Source organism: Mycoplasma sp. 744, assembly GCF_034863305.1.
GTDB lineage: Bacteria > Bacillota_I > Bacilli_A > Mycoplasmatales > Metamycoplasmataceae > Mycoplasmopsis.
The window spans coordinates 1-20,183 of the sequence record NZ_JAYFFF010000008.1; the positions used below are offsets into that span (position 1 = coordinate 1).

General features: G+C 24.7%; 21 protein-coding genes and 1 rRNA gene. 3 read left to right on the forward strand and 19 right to left on the reverse strand.

Features of this window, described 5'->3' with window-relative positions; translation table 4 throughout:
- Positions 1 to 579 precede the first annotated feature (579 nt).
- A 5S ribosomal RNA gene (gene rrf / locus VBM87_RS02785) occupies positions 580 to 685 on the forward strand.
- Between the two features lie 100 nt (positions 686 to 785).
- Here rrf and atpC read toward each other — a convergent pair.
- The 9 genes from atpC to VBM87_RS02830 all read right to left on the reverse strand — a co-directional run bounded on the left by atpC (position 786) and on the right by VBM87_RS02830 (position 8,446).
- Positions 786 to 1,196 (reverse strand): ATP synthase F1 subunit epsilon, encoded by a 411-nt coding sequence (gene atpC / locus VBM87_RS02790; RefSeq protein ID WP_323177283.1) that lies wholly within the window; start codon positions 1,194 to 1,196, stop codon positions 786 to 788.
- A 28-nt stretch (positions 1,197 to 1,224) separates the two neighbouring features.
- Entirely contained in the window at positions 1,225 to 2,646 is a 1,422-nt protein-coding gene (gene atpD, locus VBM87_RS02795; RefSeq protein ID WP_323177284.1) for a F0F1 ATP synthase subunit beta, read from the reverse strand.
- 15 nt (positions 2,647 to 2,661) lie between these two features.
- Positions 2,662 to 3,534 (reverse strand): ATP synthase F1 subunit gamma, encoded by an 873-nt coding sequence (atpG, locus tag VBM87_RS02800; protein WP_323177285.1) that lies wholly within the window; start codon positions 3,532 to 3,534, stop codon positions 2,662 to 2,664.
- Entirely contained in the window at positions 3,534 to 5,117 is a 1,584-nt protein-coding gene (gene atpA / locus VBM87_RS02805) for a F0F1 ATP synthase subunit alpha (protein ID WP_323177286.1), read from the reverse strand. Before atpA ends, atpG begins: the two co-directional genes overlap by 1 nt.
- Complete coding sequence (gene atpH, locus VBM87_RS02810) at positions 5,110 to 5,673, reverse strand: ATP synthase F1 subunit delta (RefSeq protein WP_323177287.1); 564 nt, start codon at positions 5,671 to 5,673, stop codon at positions 5,110 to 5,112. Before atpH ends, atpA begins: the two co-directional genes overlap by 8 nt.
- Positions 5,674 to 5,675: 2 nt before the next feature.
- Positions 5,676 to 6,272: a F0F1 ATP synthase subunit B gene (atpF, locus tag VBM87_RS02815; protein ID WP_323177288.1), complete on the reverse strand. Its 597-nt coding sequence runs from the start codon at positions 6,270 to 6,272 to the stop codon at positions 5,676 to 5,678.
- A 17-nt stretch (positions 6,273 to 6,289) separates the two neighbouring features.
- Positions 6,290 to 6,538, reverse strand: coding sequence for an ATP synthase F0 subunit C (gene atpE, locus VBM87_RS02820; RefSeq protein ID WP_323177289.1), 249 nt, complete (start codon positions 6,536 to 6,538; stop codon positions 6,290 to 6,292).
- 16 nt (positions 6,539 to 6,554) lie between these two features.
- Positions 6,555 to 7,307 carry a F0F1 ATP synthase subunit A gene (locus VBM87_RS02825; protein WP_323177290.1) on the reverse strand — a complete coding sequence of 251 codons (753 nt, stop codon included), beginning with the start codon at positions 7,305 to 7,307 and terminating at the stop codon, positions 6,555 to 6,557.
- Positions 7,308 to 7,870: 563 nt separating this feature from the next.
- Entirely contained in the window at positions 7,871 to 8,446 is a 576-nt protein-coding gene (locus VBM87_RS02830; RefSeq protein WP_323177291.1) for a hypothetical protein, read from the reverse strand.
- Between VBM87_RS02830 and VBM87_RS02835 the strand changes: the two genes are divergently transcribed.
- Positions 8,445 to 8,750: a hypothetical protein gene (locus VBM87_RS02835; protein WP_323177292.1), complete on the forward strand. Its 306-nt coding sequence runs from the start codon at positions 8,445 to 8,447 to the stop codon at positions 8,748 to 8,750. The two genes, VBM87_RS02830 and VBM87_RS02835, sit on opposite strands and share 2 nt — an antisense overlap.
- Before the next feature lie 23 nt (positions 8,751 to 8,773).
- Here VBM87_RS02835 and ffh read toward each other — a convergent pair whose 3' ends face one another.
- From ffh to VBM87_RS02885, 10 genes are all read right to left on the reverse strand, one after another.
- Positions 8,774 to 10,126, reverse strand: coding sequence for a signal recognition particle protein (ffh, locus tag VBM87_RS02840; RefSeq protein WP_323177293.1), 1,353 nt, complete (start codon positions 10,124 to 10,126; stop codon positions 8,774 to 8,776).
- A 7-nt stretch (positions 10,127 to 10,133) separates the two neighbouring features.
- Positions 10,134 to 10,934: a GNAT family N-acetyltransferase gene (locus tag VBM87_RS02845; RefSeq protein ID WP_323177294.1), complete on the reverse strand. Its 801-nt coding sequence runs from the start codon at positions 10,932 to 10,934 to the stop codon at positions 10,134 to 10,136.
- A gap of 49 nt (positions 10,935 to 10,983) precedes the next feature.
- The gene (tsaD, locus tag VBM87_RS02850) at positions 10,984 to 11,913 is read right to left on the reverse strand and encodes a tRNA (adenosine(37)-N6)-threonylcarbamoyltransferase complex transferase subunit TsaD (protein WP_257075754.1); all 930 of its coding nucleotides are present in this window, start codon (positions 11,911 to 11,913) and stop codon (positions 10,984 to 10,986) included.
- Position 11,914: 1 nt separating this feature from the next.
- A complete protein-coding gene (gene glyA, locus VBM87_RS02855) occupies positions 11,915 to 13,159 on the reverse strand; it encodes a serine hydroxymethyltransferase (RefSeq protein ID WP_323177295.1) in 1,245 nt (414 codons plus the stop codon).
- A 7-nt stretch (positions 13,160 to 13,166) separates the two neighbouring features.
- Positions 13,167 to 15,362 carry a phenylalanine--tRNA ligase subunit beta gene (locus VBM87_RS02860; protein WP_323177296.1) on the reverse strand — a complete coding sequence of 732 codons (2,196 nt, stop codon included), beginning with the start codon at positions 15,360 to 15,362 and terminating at the stop codon, positions 13,167 to 13,169.
- A gap of 1 nt (position 15,363) precedes the next feature.
- On the reverse strand, positions 15,364 to 16,065 hold the full coding sequence (locus VBM87_RS02865) for a uracil-DNA glycosylase (protein WP_323177297.1): 702 nt from the start codon (positions 16,063 to 16,065) through the stop codon (positions 15,364 to 15,366).
- A complete protein-coding gene (pheS, locus tag VBM87_RS02870) occupies positions 16,025 to 16,981 on the reverse strand; it encodes a phenylalanine--tRNA ligase subunit alpha (RefSeq protein WP_323177298.1) in 957 nt (318 codons plus the stop codon). The genes VBM87_RS02865 and pheS overlap by 41 nt, the downstream gene beginning before the upstream one ends.
- Entirely contained in the window at positions 16,982 to 18,187 is a 1,206-nt protein-coding gene (locus VBM87_RS02875) for an AAA family ATPase (RefSeq protein WP_323177299.1), read from the reverse strand.
- Positions 18,188 to 18,278: 91 nt separating this feature from the next.
- Positions 18,279 to 18,971 (reverse strand): ribonuclease HIII, encoded by a 693-nt coding sequence (locus VBM87_RS02880; RefSeq protein ID WP_323177300.1) that lies wholly within the window; start codon positions 18,969 to 18,971, stop codon positions 18,279 to 18,281.
- Positions 18,971 to 19,888, reverse strand: coding sequence for a Cof-type HAD-IIB family hydrolase (locus VBM87_RS02885; RefSeq protein WP_323177301.1), 918 nt, complete (start codon positions 19,886 to 19,888; stop codon positions 18,971 to 18,973). The genes VBM87_RS02880 and VBM87_RS02885 overlap by 1 nt, the downstream gene beginning before the upstream one ends.
- Before the next feature lie 104 nt (positions 19,889 to 19,992).
- Here VBM87_RS02885 and VBM87_RS02890 point away from each other — a divergent pair.
- On the forward strand, positions 19,993 to 20,183 hold a 191-nt coding region (locus tag VBM87_RS02890), incomplete at its 3' end, for a hypothetical protein (RefSeq protein WP_323177302.1).

Consider the following 20,183-nt stretch of genomic DNA (forward strand, 5'->3'; position numbering starts at 1 on the left):
CTCGAAAAAATTGACTGTCATGTTTATTTGTATCTAGTTTTCAAAGAACATCTATCTTAATATATAAAATAAGAACGATTTAATTTTAACATAATTTTTTTTTAAAAAAATATTTTTTAATTTTTTTAAATTATTGTAAATCTTTTAAAATAATTCGTTAAATTTATTTTATATTTTAATCATTTTGTAAATTACATTTCTAATAATACACTAAAAAAATAATTTAATAAATAATTTTTAAATTTAGTTTGTAACATTAATATTTAATTATTATTAATTAATGATTTTTTTAAAATTGAATAAAACGTAAAAAATAATATAATTTATTTGCGTCTAATAAATTATAGACGCGTAAATATTAATATATTTTATTTGTTGTGTTTTATTTTTTAAAGTATTTTATCTAAAATATTTGTTATTTATTGTTTATCTCCTTAATATTTTATAATATATCGTCTCATTTTTATAGAAAAGTATTACATTCTAATATTTTTTATATACTAATTTAAGATACACTTGTTTGGTGTATCTTTTTTTATTTTTTTTATTGATTTTAATTTTTTGTATTATAATAATTTCATAAGTCGTTATAACGAAGGGGATCACCTGATACCATTCCGAACTCAGTAGTTAAGCCCTTTAGTGCTGAAGATAGCAGAAATGCAAAAATAGGAAACGGCTTTTTTTATTTTAAAAATTAAAAAACCATATACTGAATTATCTTTTTTCAAGTTACTTTTTGAAATAAATGTTAACTTTTTAGATTAATTCATTATTATGGTTTTTTAATATTTTTGATTATAAAGTTCTATGCGATTAAGAACTTTACGCAATTTATATTGAAACATTTCTTTTTCTTTTGAATCTTTAGTTCTTTCTAAAGCATCCATTAAATGTTTTTGTTCTTCTTGTGCGCGTTTAATATTAATTTCATCAACTGATAAAATATCATCAGTTATTATAGTAATTACATTAGGTTCAGTTTGTAAAAAACCATCTCCTATCGAATAAAATATTTTTTTGTTTTCTTTTGTCAAAATAGACATTTTACAAATATCAATGTTAGCAACAAAAGGCGAATGATTAGCTAATAAAGTAATTTCTCCACCAATTTTAGTTTTTAAATTAACCGAAATAACATAATCTTCAAAAAATATTCCATATACTGTAATAATTTTTAATTTTATTGTATTCATTAATTATTCTTAATTTAATTTACAAATATTAATTGTTAGATTGTAAATTTTTATATCTTTCTTCAACTTCATCTATCGATCCAGCATAAAAGAATAAATCTTCTGGATAATTATCATATTTACCATCTAAAATTGCTTTAAAACTTCTAATACTATCTGCAAGTCTAACGAATTGACCTTTTTTACCAGAGAATTTTTCAGCAACTGTAAAAGGTTGCGATAAGAAATTTCTGATTCTTCTTGCCCTTACAACAATAGTTTTGTCTTCTTCGCTTAATTCTCCTAGACCTAAAATAGCTATTATATCTTTTAATTCCTCAAATTTTTGTAATATACTAATCACTCCATAAGCAACATCATAATGTTCTTGCCCAACAACAAGAGGATCAAGTAATCTAGAATTAGATGCTAAAGGATTAACAGCGGGATAAATTCCTAATGCAGCTATATTACGATCCAAAACTGTTTTAGCATCTAAATGAGTAAAGGTAGTTGCTGGAGCTGGATCAGTTAAATCATCCGCAGGAACATAAACTGCTTGAACAGAAGTAATAGATCCTTTGTGAGTTGATGTAATTCTTTCTTGAAGTTGTCCCATTTCTGTAGCTAAAGTTGGTTGATAACCTACAGCAGAAGGCATACGACCTAATAAGGCACTCACTTCTGAACCAGCTTGAACAAATCTAAAGATATTATCAATAAATAATAAAACATCTTGATTTTGTTGATCACGGAAATATTCAGCCATTGTTAATCCGGTTAACGCTACTCTCATTCTAGCTCCTGGAGGTTCGTTCATTTGACCAAAAACTAAAGCAGTTTTATCTAAAACACCAGCAGCTTTCATTTCGTAATACAAATCATTACCTTCTCTAGTTCTTTCACCAACTCCTACAAAAACAGATAAACCACCATGTTGAGTAGCAATATTATTTATTAATTCTTGAACTAAAACAGTTTTGCCAACACCTGCTCCACCAAAAAGTCCTATTTTACCACCTTTAGCATAAGGAATTAATAAATCAATAACTTTTATACCTGTTTCTAAAATTTCACTAATAGTTTTTTGATCTTCATATGATGGCGCTGAAGCATGAATAGACATTCTTTTTTCAGCTTTTGGTTCTTCAAGCAAATCGATAGGATCTCCTAAAACATTAAACATTCTTCCTAAAATGGCATTACCAACAGGCACACTAATTGATTTTCCTGTATCTTCTACTAAATTACCTCTTGATAATCCATTAGTTGAAACCATTGAAATAGTTCTTACTGTTTCGTCTCCAATATGTTGAGCCACTTCTAAAATAATTTTTTCATTTTGATTATATAACACTAGAGCATTATTAATAGCAGGTAATTTACCATGTTCAAAACGAACATCAACAACAGGGCCAATTATTTGTACAATTTTACCAATATTTTTTTGAGTGTGATTATTTATGGACATATGGTTTATCCTTTCTTAAATTGCATTTGCTCCTGAAATTATTTCATTTAATTCCTGGGTTATATTATTTTGTCTCTTGCTGTTATATTTAATTTGCAAGTCAGCAATTAAATTATCAGCATTATCAGTCGCAGATTCCATAGCAGCTCTTCTTGCAACTAATTCGCTTAATTTAGACGAAGCATAAGCTAAATATATTTGAGCAACAACATATAAAGGTATTGCTTCATTAAATACTTCTTTAACTGAAGGGTCAAATTCTATTCAAGTTTTAATTGTATTATTTAAAGAATTTTGCGAATATTCTTGTTTAATTTCTTTAAAATTAAAAGGAAAAATTTGTTTTGTCGTTTCTTCTTGCAAAATGTTATTTATATATTGACTATAAATAACATTAATCGAATTAACTTGACCATTTTGATATATTTCCATCGCGCTTTTTAAAACATAAGACATTAAACGATAATGATCAGCTTGTGTATCAGAATTGTATATTTTAATAATTTGTTTAGCAAATTCTTTTTGTAAAGCTTTAGCTCCTTTAACACCAATTAAAATTAATTTATCTTTTTCGGTGATTATTTTTTTTGCTAATTTAATTACACTTGAATTAAACGATCCTGATAAACCAATATCACCAGTACAAATAATATATAATTTACCATTTGTTTGATTGATTGCAAAAAGATCTTTTAAATCCAAATCATTTAAATGTGCTAAAACAGAATAAAAAGAATTATTTACAGCATTAACATAAGTATTAACACTTTCATATTCACTTCTTGCTTTACGTAATTTAGAAGTTGCAACTAATTCCATAGCATGAGTAATTTTACGAATTGATTGTACAGCATCAATTCTATTTTTTAAACCTTGTAATCCAGCCATTATTTATTTTCTAATCATTTTTCTGGCATTGATAAATGTTCGCTAGGATTATAATTAGGAATACTATTAATTAGTTTATTTACAATTTGAATTAAAGCTTTAGTTAATTCTAATCTAATTTCATCATTTAAAGCATTATTATTTGCTTTAATTTTTTTAGCTAAATCATCACCTTGAGCTGTTTCACTCATAAATTTAATAATTTCTATTTTAAAATTTTTAATTTCATTTAACGGAATAGGATTAATTAATTTTTCTTTAATACTTAACAAAATTGCTACTTGTACCATTTGAGATAATGGTGAGTATTGCTCTTGTTTTAAAAATTCGTAAACTTTAGCTCCATGATTTAAAATATTTTTTGTAGATTCATCTAAATCAGAACCAAATTGAGCAAAAGCTAACATTTCATTATACTGAGCTAATTCTAATTTTAAAGATGAAGAAACTTCTTTGATGGCTTTAATTTGTGCACTCGAACCTACCCGACTAACAGAAAAACCAACATCAACTGCCGGTCTTTGACCTGAATTAAATAATGATTCTTTAGTAAAAATTTGTCCATCGGTAATAGAAATAACATTTGTTGGAATGTAAGCTGAAATATCACCTTGTTGTGTTTCAACAATTGGTAAGGCAGTAATAGAACCACCACCATATTCAGCTGTAACTCTCGCTGCTCTTTCTAACAATTGTGAATGTAAGTAAAACACATCACCTGGATAAGCTTCTCTGCCTGGAGGTCTTCTTAATAATAATGATAATGTTCTATAAGCAACTGCATGTTTTGATAAATCATCATAAACAATTAATACATCTTCACCTTTTGACATTCATTCTTCAGCAATTGTTACTCCTGCATAAGGAGCTATATATTGTTGCGGAGCTAATTCACTTGCTCCTGAAACAACCACTGTTGTATATGCCATTGCGCCTTTATCTTTTAATTTTTGTACTATTTGTGCAATAGTAGAATTTTTTTGTCCTATGGCAACATAAATACATTTAACATTTTTACCTTTTTGATTAATAATTGTATCTATTGCTATAGCACTTTTGCCAGTTTGTCTATCACCAATAATTAATTCTCTTTGTCCTTTACCAATAGGAATCATTGAATCAATTGCTAAAATACCAGTTGAAAGAGGTTGATTAACTTCTTTTCTGGTCATAACTCCGGGAGCAACTTTAAAAATTTCACTATATTTATCAGTTTTAATTTTACCTTTACCATCTATTGGTTGACCTAAAGAATCTATAACTCTACCAACTAAAGCATTACCAACAGGCACAGAAATAACTTCTCCAGTACATCTACATTCGTCACCTTCTCTAAGACTATTAGCATCACCAAAAATAGCTACACCTATAACTTCTTCTTCAAGATTTAAAACTAAACCATAAATATCATTTTTAAAAGTTATGATTTCACCATTTTTTGCTTGTTCTAAACCACTAACTAGTGCTATTCCATCTCCAATAGTAACAATATGACCTATTTCTGAATGATCGATTTTTGAGGCGTTAAAACGTTTAATTCTATCTTTGATAATAGCTGAAATATCATGGATTGAATTAGCCATCTATTCCTCCTTCATTTTTTTGTTTCATTAAATTTGTCAATTGATTTAATTTAGAACCAATTGAATTTTCGATTATGTAACTATCCATTCTGATTTTAAAACCACTAATTATATTGGGATCAATTTTGTTTTCTATATCAAATAAACAGTTATAATCTTTTTCTAATTTTTCTTTAATTAAATTTAACTTTTCTTCACTAATAGGAAAAGCGCTATAAATTTTAGCAAATTTAATATTTAAATGATTATTTACTAATTTTAAATAAGTACTTATGATTCTTTGCAAATGATTTATAGCTTTATGTTCTACAACTACTTTAAGAAAATCTTTAGTAATTTGACTTTTTTGAAAATCAGCAAAAATATTATCAATATATTGATATTTTTGATCAAAAGATTTTTCGTTATCTCTAAGATAATTAATAAAATTTTTGTCTTTTTTAATTTCTTTATATAAACTCGTTATTAATAAAGATGTTTCATGCGCTACTTGCATTTCCATTGATAATTCATATAATGCAAGCGCATAAGCTTCTAAATTAGCTTTTTTAAACATATTTAAAATTTATCCTGTTTAAGAAACTCATTAATTATTTCATCTTCTATGTCTTTATTAACTGAGCCTTTTAAAATTTGTCTAGATAATTGACTTGCTACCTCTGCAATTTGATTTCTAGTTTCGTCTAAAAATTCTTCTTTTTGTTTTTTTACATCCATTCGAGCTTCTTCTATCATTCTTTTAGAAGTTTTTCTAGCATCTTCTATCATTTCTAAAGCTTGTTTGTTTGAACGATTTGTTCCTTCCTGAATAATACGGGCAGCTTCTTCTTGTGCTTGAGCTAATTTAAAATTAGCTTGATTTAATTGTTCTTGTGATTGCAATTTTAAATTTGTTGCGCTATCAATATTATCTTGAATAAATTTTTGTCTTGCTTTAATAGCTTTGTTTATTGGTTTATGTGCTAAAAAATAAATTATTATTATTACTAAAATTAAAGCAATTAAAGTTGCTAACATCATTGGTCAAGAAGGAAAAATTTTCTCAAATTTTTCCTTTAATTCTTCACTTAATGAAATGGAATTATTTGCTGTTTCTGCATTTGTCTGATCAGAAATTTCAGCTCAAACAGTTGCTGTATTTAAAAAAATAGACATATTTTTTGTAAATTATTTTAATTAAAAGCAAAAAGAATAATTAGGGCAATAACAAGAGAATAAATAGCAGCCGATTCAGCAACACCACTACCAATTAATAACATTGTACGAATTTTTGATTGTGCTTCAGGATTTCTACCAACAGCTTCTGCAGCTTTTCCAGCCGCTATTCCTTGCCCTAAGCCCGTGCCAATAACACCAATCATTGATAATCCAGCTGCTATTGCAACTAAACCTTTACCAATTTCACTAAAATTTTGTTCCATAATCACTCCTTAAAATTTAATAAATATTTTGTTTTGTTAGAACAGTTTTTATTTTTGATTTTTTTTCTACTTTAGGTTCATCATCAATTTGGCTCGCTCAATAAACAACAGTTAGAGTTGAAAAAATTAATGCTTGAATAAGAGCTCCAAAAAGATCAAAATACATGTGTAAAAAAGGTGTAATAATTATTCCAAAGAAAAATAAATTATTTGCTTCTTGACCTGGTATTAATCTTCAAAGATAACCAAAAAATCAATAAACTAAAAATAAAATTGTTCCTCCTCCTACTATATTTCCAAAAATACGAAAACTTAAAGAAATTAGTGGGGCAAATTGTCCAATCACTTCAACAGGATTTAATAAATATTTTAGGAAAAATTTTCATTTTTGATGAATAATACCCACTACAAAAATTCCTAATCAACTAATTAAAGCCAAAGTTAAAGGGATTGAATACGAACTAACTATTGGTTCAACCCCTAATGGTGCTACCAAATTACCAATTAATAAAAATGTAGATAACCCAAATATGTATATTCTCGAGCCTTTAATTTTACCCTGTGTTGTTTCATCAAACATATTATCAATAGTTGTTACATAACCTTCCATAATAATTAAAAAGGCACTAGGAGCTTTATTTGGTTTTGAAGTGCGTTTAATTTCAATAACTATAATCAAACCCAAAATCAAACAAATAATAACAGTTAAAAATAATGAAAATAATTGTGGATGATTTCACTTACTAAAATTTTCTGCGATTTTCTCCATATTTCTCCTTCCTATAAAATATTTTTTCAATCGTAGGTCCAATAAAATAAGTCAATGGTAAAAGTGATACTCCAATAATAAAACTTATTATATTAATAGGATAAAAGACCAGATTAAAAATTTTTTTTTCATAAATATTCGCTGATTTAATATTTATAAGTAACATAACTATAATAATTAATGAAGCAATTAAAAAAAGAAATAAAAAGCAAATAAACCATAAAAAATGGAATTTGCTTTTAGATCTTCTATTTAAAATACCCAAATCTAAAAGTAAATCTTTTATTAAAAAAGATAAACAAGAGTATAAAATGCCGATTAATAATCCAATAAATGTTGCAAATTTATTTAGAGGATAAAAACAAAGGCTTATAAATATGCTTATAGTCGAGATAGTTAAATAAATTTTAAAAATTAAACTATTATTCATATTTCTTTATTTTTTCTTTAATAAATGCTATTAAAAAAATTATGCTATTTCTAATAACATAATTCAAATTATAATACTTTAAAAATAAGCTAAAAATATTTCTTGAGAAATAAAATTTAATTTTAAAGCTTATTTATAGATTATTTCGATGAAGCAAAAAATTTTTAATTGAATTTTTATAAAGTTTTCAATTAGTATTACTAATTCATTTAATAATAATTTTTTTATTAATAAGATCTATATAAATATGACTTTGTAACAATCAAATTGCTATAAATAAAACCATATATAATAAAATACAAAACATAAACGTAAATAAATTAAAAGGTCAAAATGATAAAGGTTTAATGAAATCTTTTAAAGTATTAAACTCATTTTTCCCCAAATAAAAATAATTTGATTTTCATTCAATTGGAATGTGTTTATTAGTATTAGTTATAAAATTAATTAAAAACATTAATAATGCTAAAAAGAAAAATAGAGTTAAAGTAATAAATGTATCTTTAAATTGATAATTTTTAACATTAATAATTAATAAGAAAGTTGGTATTAATAAAACATATCAATGAGTAAATATATAATCTCAATAATAATAACTGTCCAATCCTATATTATTATTATGCATTTCGGGTAACAATAATGCAGTAGTAGCTCCTAAAATTCCAATTGGTCCAAAATATCTTATTCAATGATTTTTATTTATAAGCATGCTAAAAGCGCAAAAAACTAATATCAATCGACACAAATGTAAAGGAAAAATTTCTCACAAAAAAGGATATTTAACTAAAACTAATAAAACACTTCTTAAAATCACTCCTAATAAAGTAATTAATCCAAATAAACGTCAAAATAAAGTTAAATTTACATTAGAAATTTTTATTATTTTATTTTGATATGAACGATATATTAAATTTTTAAAAAATCACATTGCTAAAGCTAAAAAAATACCTAAAAGTCCTATTATCAATAGAACTAATTTTGATAATGAATTAAAAGGTATGTTATTGCCATAAATAGAAAAAAAACTGTGTTTCATTTAAAAACCACCTAATCCCATTTTCCCTAGATCGCTAAAATTGCCAGATTTGATCTTTTTTGCCATTTCATTCATATTTTTAGACATATTTTCAAAATCATTAACTAATCTATTATATTCAAAAGCGCTTCTTCCACTACCTTTGATAATTCTTTCTTTTCTGCTGCTTTGTCTAAGTAATTTAGGATTCTTTCTTTCTTTTAAAGTCATAGAATTGATTAAAATTTCATAAGTTTTAAATTTTTCTTCTGCTTGTTCAATTTTATCATCGCTTATTTTATTAGCTAAACCAGGTATCATTTTAATTATTTTGCTCATTTTGCCCATTTTACGCATTTGTGCTAAATTTTGCATTAAATCATCTAAATCAAATTTACCACTCATTATTTTGTTAACGGTATTTTTAGCGCCTTGTTCATCAAAAACTTCTTCAGCTTTTTCAATCAACGATAAAACATCGCCCATTCCTAAAATACGATCTGCCATTCTATCAGGATAAAAAAGATCTAAATTAGAAATTTTTTCCCCCGTTCCTATAAATTTAATTGGAATATTGAGCATTTTTGTTATGCTAAGTGCTGCTCCACCTCTAGCATCTGAATCTAATTTTGTTATAATAGCCGCATTTAATTTTAGTTTTTCATTAAAAGTTTGAGCAACATTAAGAATATCTTGTCCACTCATGGCATCAGCCACAAATAAAATTTCATGTGGTTTTGTTATATATTTTAAATCACTTAATTCTTGCATTAAATTTTCATCAATTGCTAAACGTCCGGCGGTATCAATAATAATTAAATCATTTTTATTATTTTGTGCAAAAATTAAAGATTCTTTAACTATGTTTTGTGGTGTTTCTTGAATGCCTTTTTCAAAATAATCAACTTGAATACTTTTTGCTAAAGTAACTAATTGCTGTACTGCAGCTGGACGATAAATATCAGCAGCTACTAATAATGGTTTATTTACATAATTTTTTTTACGCAAAAAATATGCCAATTTAGCAGCAGCTGTTGTTTTACCTGATCCTTGTAATCCAGTCATCAAAATAATAAAAGGACGGTGATGAATATTAATTTCTTGAACTTTTCCACCTAAAATATCTTGTAATTCTTGATGAACTATTTTTATCATTTGTTGTGAAGCATTTAAAGAGCCAACTAGAGAAGAATTTAATGCTTTCTCTTTTACATTTGCAATAAAATCTTTAACTACTTTTAAATTAACATCAGCTTCCAATAAAGCCATTTTAATTTCACGAGTAGTTTCTAAAATATCACTTTCATGAACAATACTTTTTTTAGCTATTTTAGCAATTGACTTTTGAATTCTATTTTCTAAAAAATTAAGCATATTTCTCCTATTTTAAAATAATAGTATATAGTATATCAAAAATTTCATAACCCATTTTTTGATATATTTTTCCAGCAATTTCGTTATGATAAAATAATACAGCTGTTTTATTTTTAGAAATAATAAAATTGGTTAAAGCTTTTGTTACTTTACTACCATATCCATTATTTCTATAATCAGATAAACAATATACTCCGCCGATAACTGCTGCTTTTTCTGTTCAAGCTGTAATTCCAGCATTAGCTATTACAATATTTTTTTGATAATCTTTAATAATAAAATTGTTAGATATATTTTTTTCAAATAGATTTAAAGCAACTTGATATTCTTTTTCTTTATTTTTATTTAAATAATCTGAAAATTCAGTAATTAAATATTTACTATCGATAATTTTTTTAACATCATTTTTTTTAGCTTTAACTACTTGTGAATCATCAAATTCAATTAATTTATTACATTTGGCATAAAATTGTTTATTAATTTGAAATTTATTATTATTAAAAATATTTTTATGATGGTTAAACATTTGTTCGCTTATAGTTAAACGTTGAATATTATATTTTTTTATAAGTTCTTCTAATTCATTTCAGCTAAGATTATTTTCTGGATCATAAAATAATAAAGTATTACCAAAAATTAATAAATAAGCTACTATTTTTTCATTAATTACCTTAATATAGCTTTTTATAAAATCATTCTCTAAACCAAACTCACAAATATCACCAATAAGTAATAAATTACTTAAATGATTTTGATTTAATAAGTTTAATATCTTTTCTCTATCATTAGAAGTTGCTTTTTTAACCATAAAAAAATTATAATATAAATAAAAATAATCCTTATAAAGGATTAATATATTAATTTTCTTTTAATTTATAATAAGCACAACAAGCAATCATCGCGGCATTATCTGTAGCATATTTTAAATTTGGTATTACGCTTTTAGAACTTAATTTTAAAAACTCACTGCGCAATAAACTATTTGCGCTAACTCCTCCGGCTAGAACTAAAGATTCAAAAGAATATTTTTGCATTGCTAATTTAACTTTTGATATTAAATAATTAACTGCTGTTTTTTGAAAAGAAACGGCTAATTTTGTTTCATCAAGTTTTTCTTTGCGATCAATTGAATTTTGATAAAGATTTATTACCTGTGATTTAAGACCACTAAAAGAAAAATCAAAATCGTTTTCAGTTTTAGGAATGGTTAATTTAATATAGTCTCCTGTATAATTTTGACTTAATTTATCGATTATAGGGCCTCCAGGAAAACCTAAATTTAATTTAGTAGCCACCTTATCAAAAGTTTCTCCAACAGCATCATCTAAAGTTTCGCCTATTATCATAAATTTATGAGCACTTTCTATATATAATAATTGCGTGTGTCCACCTGAAACTAATAAACATAAACTAGGATAATTTATTTGACTTTCTATTGCGTTAGAATAAAAATGGCCTTCTAAATGATTAATAGGAATTAATGGTTTATTTAAAGTTAAACTTAAAGCATTAGCAAATAAAAAACCTATTTGTAAAGTTCCTATTAATCCCGGTTTTTCAGTATAAGCAATATAATCAATTGTTCTTAAATCAATTTTATTTTGTAAAATGGATTGAATTAAATTTATATTTTTAACATGTTCTCTTGATGATAGTTCCGGAATAGTACCACCGAAAGTTTTAAAAAGATCAACTTGTGAAATAGTGATTAATTCAATAACTTTATTATCATCTAATATTGCTATTGAAGTATCATCATGACTTGTTTCTATACCTAATATGCGCATTTTATAAATAATGTTTTTTAACAGGGAATTTTTTTGATCAAATTAAAATTTCTTTTTTTATCATTTTAACTAAAATTTTATTTGTTAAAATTTCTTTTCCTGTTTTTAAAATTAAATCAATTAATTCTGCCAATCTTACTCATTCAGTAAAATTACGCGATGTCATTGCGGGAGTGCCTAGTCTTATACCAGAAGCAATTGTAGGACTTAATTCATCTTGTGGAACAGTATTTTTATTTACCGTAATATTAAAATAAGATAATAAATCTTCTGCTTCTTTACCTGTAATTCCATAGCTTTTATAAACATTTATAATAAAAAGATGATTGTCCGTGCCATTTGATATAACAGTGGCTCCTTTTTTTATAAAAGTATTAGCAAATAATTTAGCATTATTTATCACATTGTGTATATAAACTTTATAAGAAGGTTGTAGTGCTTCATAAAAAGCTACTGCTTTACCAGCTATTTGATGAACTAAAGGACCACCTTGAAAACCAGGAAATACTCAACGATTCATTTTTTTGGCAATTTCATCATCATTTGTCATAAGAATAGCACCTCTAGCCCCTCTTAAAGTTTTATGAGTTGTAGAAGTAATTATATGAGCATAAGGAATAGGAGAAGGATGAGCCCCAGCAGCAATTAAACCTGCAATATGAGCAATATCAGCCATTAAATAAGCGCCGCATTCATCAGCTATTTCTCTGAATTTTTTAAAGTCAATAACTCTTGAATAAGCTGAATAACCAGTAATAATTACTTTCGGTTTTTCTTTTAAAGCTATTTCTTTAATTTTTTCATAATCTAAGAGCCCTTTTTCATTTGTTTCATAAGTTATAGCATTGAAAAATTTACCACTAAAAGTTATTTTATAACCGTGAGTTAAATGACCGCCTGAACTTAAAGCTAAACCCATTATTTTATCTCCAGGTTCACATAATGTAGCTAAAGCAGCTGCATTTGCTGTAGATCCAGAATAAGGTTGAACATTAACATGTTTTACATCAAATAATTTTTGCAATCTCTCTTGTGCTATTTGTTCAATCATATCCACATATTCACAACCACCATAATAACGTTTTTCTGGATAACCTTCTGCATATTTATTGGTTAATATTGAGCCAGTGGCTTTTAAAACATCTTCACTTACATAATTTTCACTAGCTATTAATTCAATATGTTTTTTTTGTCTTTTATTTTCTAATTTAATAATATTATCAATAATTTGATCTTTAATTTTCATTTTTTCCTTAGTTATTATATTTTTGATTTAATAAATTAATTGCTGTTGTAGTACCGCTTATTCTTAAAGTTACATTATTTAACTTTTCTTTTTCTTTATAAAAGGAATCTATTTGCTGAATATCAAAAATATCGTTTATGGTTTTTAATTCATTTATTACTTTGCCTATGCTTTGATTTTTTTCTAAAGTAAAAGTTAAATCAATAACTTTTAAAGGTTCATTATTATATGCAATAAAATTTTGAATTTGGTTATTAATATTTAAATCTATTCTAAATTCTGCTACTCAACAATCTAAATTAGTATATTTAGGGTTTATTTTCCCTATTCAACCTATCAATAAATTATTTTTCAAAATTTTAGCAGAAACATTAGGATGAACATAATCGTTATCATTAAATATTTCGTAAGTTAAATTATCATCATTTAATAAGTTATTTATTTGTGTTTTTAAATCATAAAAACTATTAGTATTTGATAATATACCACAAACGTAAACATTATTGTTTATCATTCCGATTTCAAAAAAGTTTAACTGGTTTATTTTTCTTTTGTTATTGTATTCGGCAACTTCTAATAATGAAGGAACTATTGAATTTCTTATCATTTCTCTTTCTAAAGAAACAAAAGTGCTCAATTTTATGTCTTTTTCAAAATTAAAGGGATTGAAAAGATTTTTTTCTTTGCTAATTAATGTAAATGTTCTAATTTCTTGATAGCCAAATTTTTTCAAAACTGATTTAATATTATTGTTATCAAATATATTTATATTAGAAACAAGTATTTCTTTATCAGTAAAATTAGCATAACCATAAAATCTAAAATATTCTTCAATAATATCTTCATATTGATTTAAATCACTTCTATATAAAGGAGTTAATATTCTATTTTTATTAAATTGAAATCCTATTTGTTTTAATTGTTCTTCCACTTTATTAAAAATATTAAGATTTTTTACACTTACATTAGCATAAATGGCTAATTTATGTCTGTTTTGTAATATAAATTGTTGTTTTCTTGTTTTTGGAAAATTTATAAACTGACTAATTTTTTGTTTATCTTGTTTTGCTTTATAAGCTAAAAAATTCAGTCCCATACGCACCATTTCTGAATTAATATTCTTTGCACCTTGATTTGAAGCTAAAGTATCTAATTTAATTTCTTTGGCTGTTTTTCTTATTTGTTTAGAATCAAAATAACCAATTTCAAAAGCAATATTTTTACTTGTTAAAGAAATAGCACTATTATCAAGTCCTATTACAGAAGCCAAAGAAACTGCTTGATTTTCATTAAATATAGTAAGAGCGTTATTAACTTGAACTTCTTTATTTCCTAAAATTTTAACTTTACCAGTGTAAAAATCGCAATTAAATTTTGTGCTATTTAATTTATCTAAATCATAAGAATGTGTTGGACTACCATTATAAATTAAATTTAAATTACTTACATCAATAGCTCAATTATTTTTTGACTCAATATTATGTTTTGCTAAAAATAATTGATCTTTTAAATTAGTAAATGTATTATTTAATTTAATCTCTAAAAAACTTAAAGCATTTGCTTTATTTTTATTAACTTTTAATTTGCTTTTAAAATCTCAATTTCAAGTAGTTTGATAATTAAATCATTTAAATTCTGTTTGATAATAAGCAGCTAATTCTAATGCTAAAACATAATACGAATTAATATCAGCTCTATTAGAAGGTGTAGATATATCAAAAATATAATCATCTAATTCAAAAAATTCGATTGGATCATCATCTAAAGATATTTTAGATTTTTTATCTAATATTATTAAATCATCAGCATCATAAGGTAACAAATTACTATCAAAACCTAATTCACTAAAGCCAGATAACATTCCTTGAGAAATAATATTAGCCATTTTTTTACTAGCAAAAACTGTTTCTCCCTTTTGGGATCCTTCTACAAAAGCAACAGCAAAATGATCTTTTTTTGCGTTTGTAGCTACTGTTTGAATTGTTAATTCTCCAGTGTTGCTTAAAAGTTTAACCACATTTAAATTTTTTGAATTAGGATTTTTATAAACATCTAAAATTTTAACGAATTTAATCCCTTTTACATCACTAAAAGAACGAACACTTTCAACTTCATAACCTAAATTATTTATTGCAGTTTCTACAGACAAATCTAATTTTATTTTAGGCAAGAATTTATTTAATTCTTTTAAAGAAATTAACATATTAATTTTCCTTTCTTATTGAAAAATCTATAAATTTGGGTGCTATTAATTTATTTATTTGACTAAAACAATGAGAATTAAAAAAAGCTTTATTGGTTTTTTTATAGCCTAAAGGAGCAGGATGTGAATATTCTAAAATTTTTATTTTTTTTAATAAAGTTTGATTTAAATATTTAACCATAAAATTTTTCGCATTATTTCCTAAAATCAAAAATACTAAATTTTTATTTAAACCAAGAATATAATTTATTAAATTAGCACTAAAAATTTCTCAACCTTTATTTTTATGACTTAAAGGTTTGTTTTCTTCCACAGTTACTATAGTATTTCATAAAAATACTCCTTGTTTTGCCCAAGAATGTAAACTGTTAGTTTCAAAAATAGCATCAGGATAATCTTTTAAAATTTCTTTTTTGATATTTTTTAAACTTTTGGGAGTTTTTTCTTTTTGAGAACTAAATGCTAAACCATCAGCTACGTTAGGCAAATAATAAGGGTCTTGAGCAATAATTATTAATTTTAAATCCTGAATTTCACAATAAGTTAAAGCTTTAAATCAATTATTTTCAGTAGGTCAAACAGGTTTTTCACTTTTTTTAATTTCATTGATTAAATTTACAAAATATTCTTTTTTAAATTCTTCATTTAAAAATTTTTTATAACTATTTTTGATTTTTAAATTGTTGTAATGTTCTAACATCATTTTTATAAAATTCTCTTATATCTTTAATATTATATTTAATCATGGCTAATCTTTCTAAGCCTATTCCTGCAGCAAAACCATTAAATTTATTAGTATTATAACCAGCATTTTTTAATACATTAGGATGAAGCATTCCTGCACCTAAAACTTCTATTCAACGATTTTTATAATAAACATCAACTTCCACACTAGGTTCAGTAAAAGGAAAATAACTAGGTCTTAATCTTAATTCTACTGGAATCTCAAAAACATAACTTAATAATGATTTTAAAGTTCACATTAAATTAGCAAAACTCACTTGCCCAATACTAATAAAATCTAATTGAGTAAATTGATGTGAATGAGTAGAATCATCTTCATCATTACGATAAACTTTACCAATTGTATAAGTACTTATTTTTTGATTTGCAAATTTTTCCAATGTCATAGCACTAATAGCAGTATTATGTGTTCTTAATAAATAATTTTGATTTAAATACAAAGAATCTTGCATATCGCGAGCCGGATGATTTTTTAAAATATTTAAACGATCAAAATTATATTCTTCACTAACAATTTCGCCACCTTGTGATTCAAAATAACCATGTTTGTCAAATCAAATTCTCATTCTTTCCTCTATTAGAGTAATTGGATGCAATGAACCTATAAAATTAACTGGTTTATTAATATCTAAATAATCATTAGCAATTAAATTTTCTATTCTTTTGTTTTCAATTTGTTTTTCTGCTTCTTTAAAGAAATTTTCATAAGTTAATCTTAAATTAGAAAGTTTTATACCAATATTTTTTTTATCCTCAAAAGTTGCATTTTTAATTTGTTGTTGTAGTTCATAATATTCATTACCAGAAGCATATAATTTATTTTTTAATTTTTTTAAATCTTCTAAAGTATTAATTTCATTAAGATCTAGTTTCATTTATTTCTCCTTATTTTTATTAATTAATTCATAATATTCTTTTAATTTAACGTTATCATTTTCTTTAAATGTAAAAAATATTTCTTTAACTTGATCGGGCAAGTAAGTTTGTTCAATAATACTGAAAGGATAATCATGCGGATATTTATAATTTAATCCATCTCCCATTTTTGCTGCAGATTTATAATGTGAATCTTTTAAATGCTTAGGAATATCGTAGATATTACCTTTATTTAAATAATCAATTGTTTTATTCATTGCTAAATAAATACTATTACTTTTAGGTGCTAACGCAGCATTAACAATAGCAAAAGTAACAGGTAAATTAGCTTCAGGAAATCCAAGTTTTTCGACTGCGTTAAAAGCCGCTTCAATTCTTAAACATAAATTAACATCAGCCAAACCAACATCCTCATAAGCAACACACATTAAGCGTCTAAATAAACCTTGATAATCACCAGTTTTTAATATCAAATGACCATAATATAGAGCAGCATCAACATCACTACCTCTTAAAGATTTATGAAATGCAGAAAGATTATTATAATGAGAGCTTGAATTCATATCAGAATAAAAATTCATATTTGGTAAAATGTTTTTTAATTCTGCTTCATTTTTTATATCAGGTTTTAATAATAAAATTAATTGTAAGTTATTCAAAGCATTGCGATAATCACCATTAGAATTATTAATTAATGTTAATAATACATCGTCAGAAATTGTTATATTAGGATATTTTTTAACAATATTGAATTTTAATCCTTCTAACATTTCTTCACATGTTAATTTATTAAATTGCAATATATACATCCTGCTTCTTAAAGCAGGATTTACTCTAAAATAAGGATTTTCAGTTGTAGTTGCATAAACAATAATTTTATTAAATTCTAAATAAGATAAAAGAATATCTTGTTTGTCTTTATTCAAGCGATGTATTTCATCAATAATAATAATTTCTTTTGTTTCTAATAAATCTAATAATTTTTGTTTATTATCAATTGTGCCATTAAAAATACCTCACTTCTTTTTTAAATCGTTAGCTAAAGCTATAGCTGTGGAACTTTTGCCTGTTCCACTTTCACCATAAAAAATAAAACTAGATGTTATATTTTTAGCTACCATTTTTTTCAATAAATTAATAGTTTCTTTTTGACCGATTATTTGATTTAATGTCTGAGGTCTAAGTTCATTGGCTAAATTTTTCATAATAATAACCTAATTATAAAGAAAAAAATAATAATTCTTTGATTTTCCTAAAATCAAAGAAAAAACAACATTAATCAAAATTTAATGTTGTTTAATCTAGTTCCATTTTAAATTTGTTTTTTGCCACAATTTCTAATAGATTTTTATTATTTTTTTGAAAAAAATTTTTTGCAAAAAGTTTAACATTTTCACCAGCTCCTAAAGGAAAAATCACTTGATAAAAATTGTTTTTTTGTTCCATTAATTCTAAAAATAAAGCCCTAGCTAAAACAGAAGCACAACTAACATTTAAATTTTTGTCTTCGGCTTTAAAATCTAAAATTACAGGTCTATCTAAAATAGCTATTTTATCATTTAAAAAATCATTTTTAATTCTAAAATAATATTTCATTATGGTTTTAATAGTAGAGTATTGATCAATAAAAATATAATCTATATTTTTTAGAGTATTTTTTAAAGCTCACAATGCTTTTAAATGTAAAAGCATTTTAATTTCATTTGCATTATATTTTTTATTTAAAATATTGTATTCTTGTGTACTAAAATAAGCAGTAGAATAATAAATTTTTTCTTTTAAAATATGTGCTATTTCTAAAATTTTTTTATCCGAAATTTTTTTACTATCTTTAATACCTAAGTTTATTATTTCTTCTATTTTATTTTTTGGCACAAATGCGGCGCAAGCTACGAGCGGGCCAAAATAATCACCTACTCCAGTTTCATCAATACCAATTACTATTTTATTTTTTAAATTTAAATCAAGTGAAAATTGTACAATTTGCATTATTCTACGTCGGAATTAAATACATTACGTTGTTTCATCATTTTTTCAAAAGCTTGATTAGACTTTTGAATAATTTTTTCTGGATTATTTAACAATTTATCGATAAAATCTCCAACTGCACCTTGATCATTTTGTAATTTAGTATTAATAGTTGCATATTTTTTGACACTGTCTGAAGCATTTGCCACTGCAACAGAAATTTTAGCAACTTTAAACATCGGCACATCATTGAAACCATCGCCTATAGCAATTGTTCTTTCTAAATCTATTCCATAATAACGTGATAATAAACTTAGTGCTCTGCCTTTATTTACTGAAACATTTGTAATATCAAAAACTGGAGTTAAACCTTTACCTTTAGATCAATATGAAAATTCCCCAAAATCACCATATTTTCTTTTTAAATATGAACGTAATTCTTCAACATCGGTAGTTTCTTTAACATCAAAAATAATTCCTGTGGGTTTTAAAGGTAATTTTTTAAAATTTAATCCTACAACAAATTTAGGACTTTCTCTAAATCCAAAAACACTTTCTAAAGCCGCATCTCTTTTTTGAATTTGTACTCAACCCGGTCCTTCTATTGCAATGTTTGTAATTTCTTTTTCTACTTTTTTATCACCTAAAACATATAACATTTCATTTAAATCTAAATATTTAATGTAAGGAATAAAATTTTCATCTTTGGGATTATGTATTTGTGCTCCATTATAATTTGCTACTACAGTATCTAAACCTAATTTTTCATAAATAGGTTTTGTACTTCTTCAAGGTCTTCCAGTTAATAAACATATTACATGACCTTCTTTTTTAGCTCTCAATATTGCATTGTATGTTTTTTCATGTATTTCACCAGTAGCTGATGAAGCAAGCAATGTTCCATCTAAATCGATGGCAAATAAAAATTTATTTTCCATTTTACCTCAATTTATTATTAATTAATAATTTTAAAAATATAATAATATTATTATAAATTAAAAAAACAAAATTTTTAAATATCTAATTATAATATAGGATAATTATGAAAAAAAATCATTTAGATATATCAAGTTTTATTAAAGAAAAACATACTATTGCTAAAAATTTAATTGTTGTGTTTTTGACTTTTTGTTGTATATTATTGGCAATATGTCTAATTTCTTTTGCTTTAATAAGTAAAAAAATAAACTTTGAAAATATTAATTGAACAGGTTTTAATATTTTAATAATTTT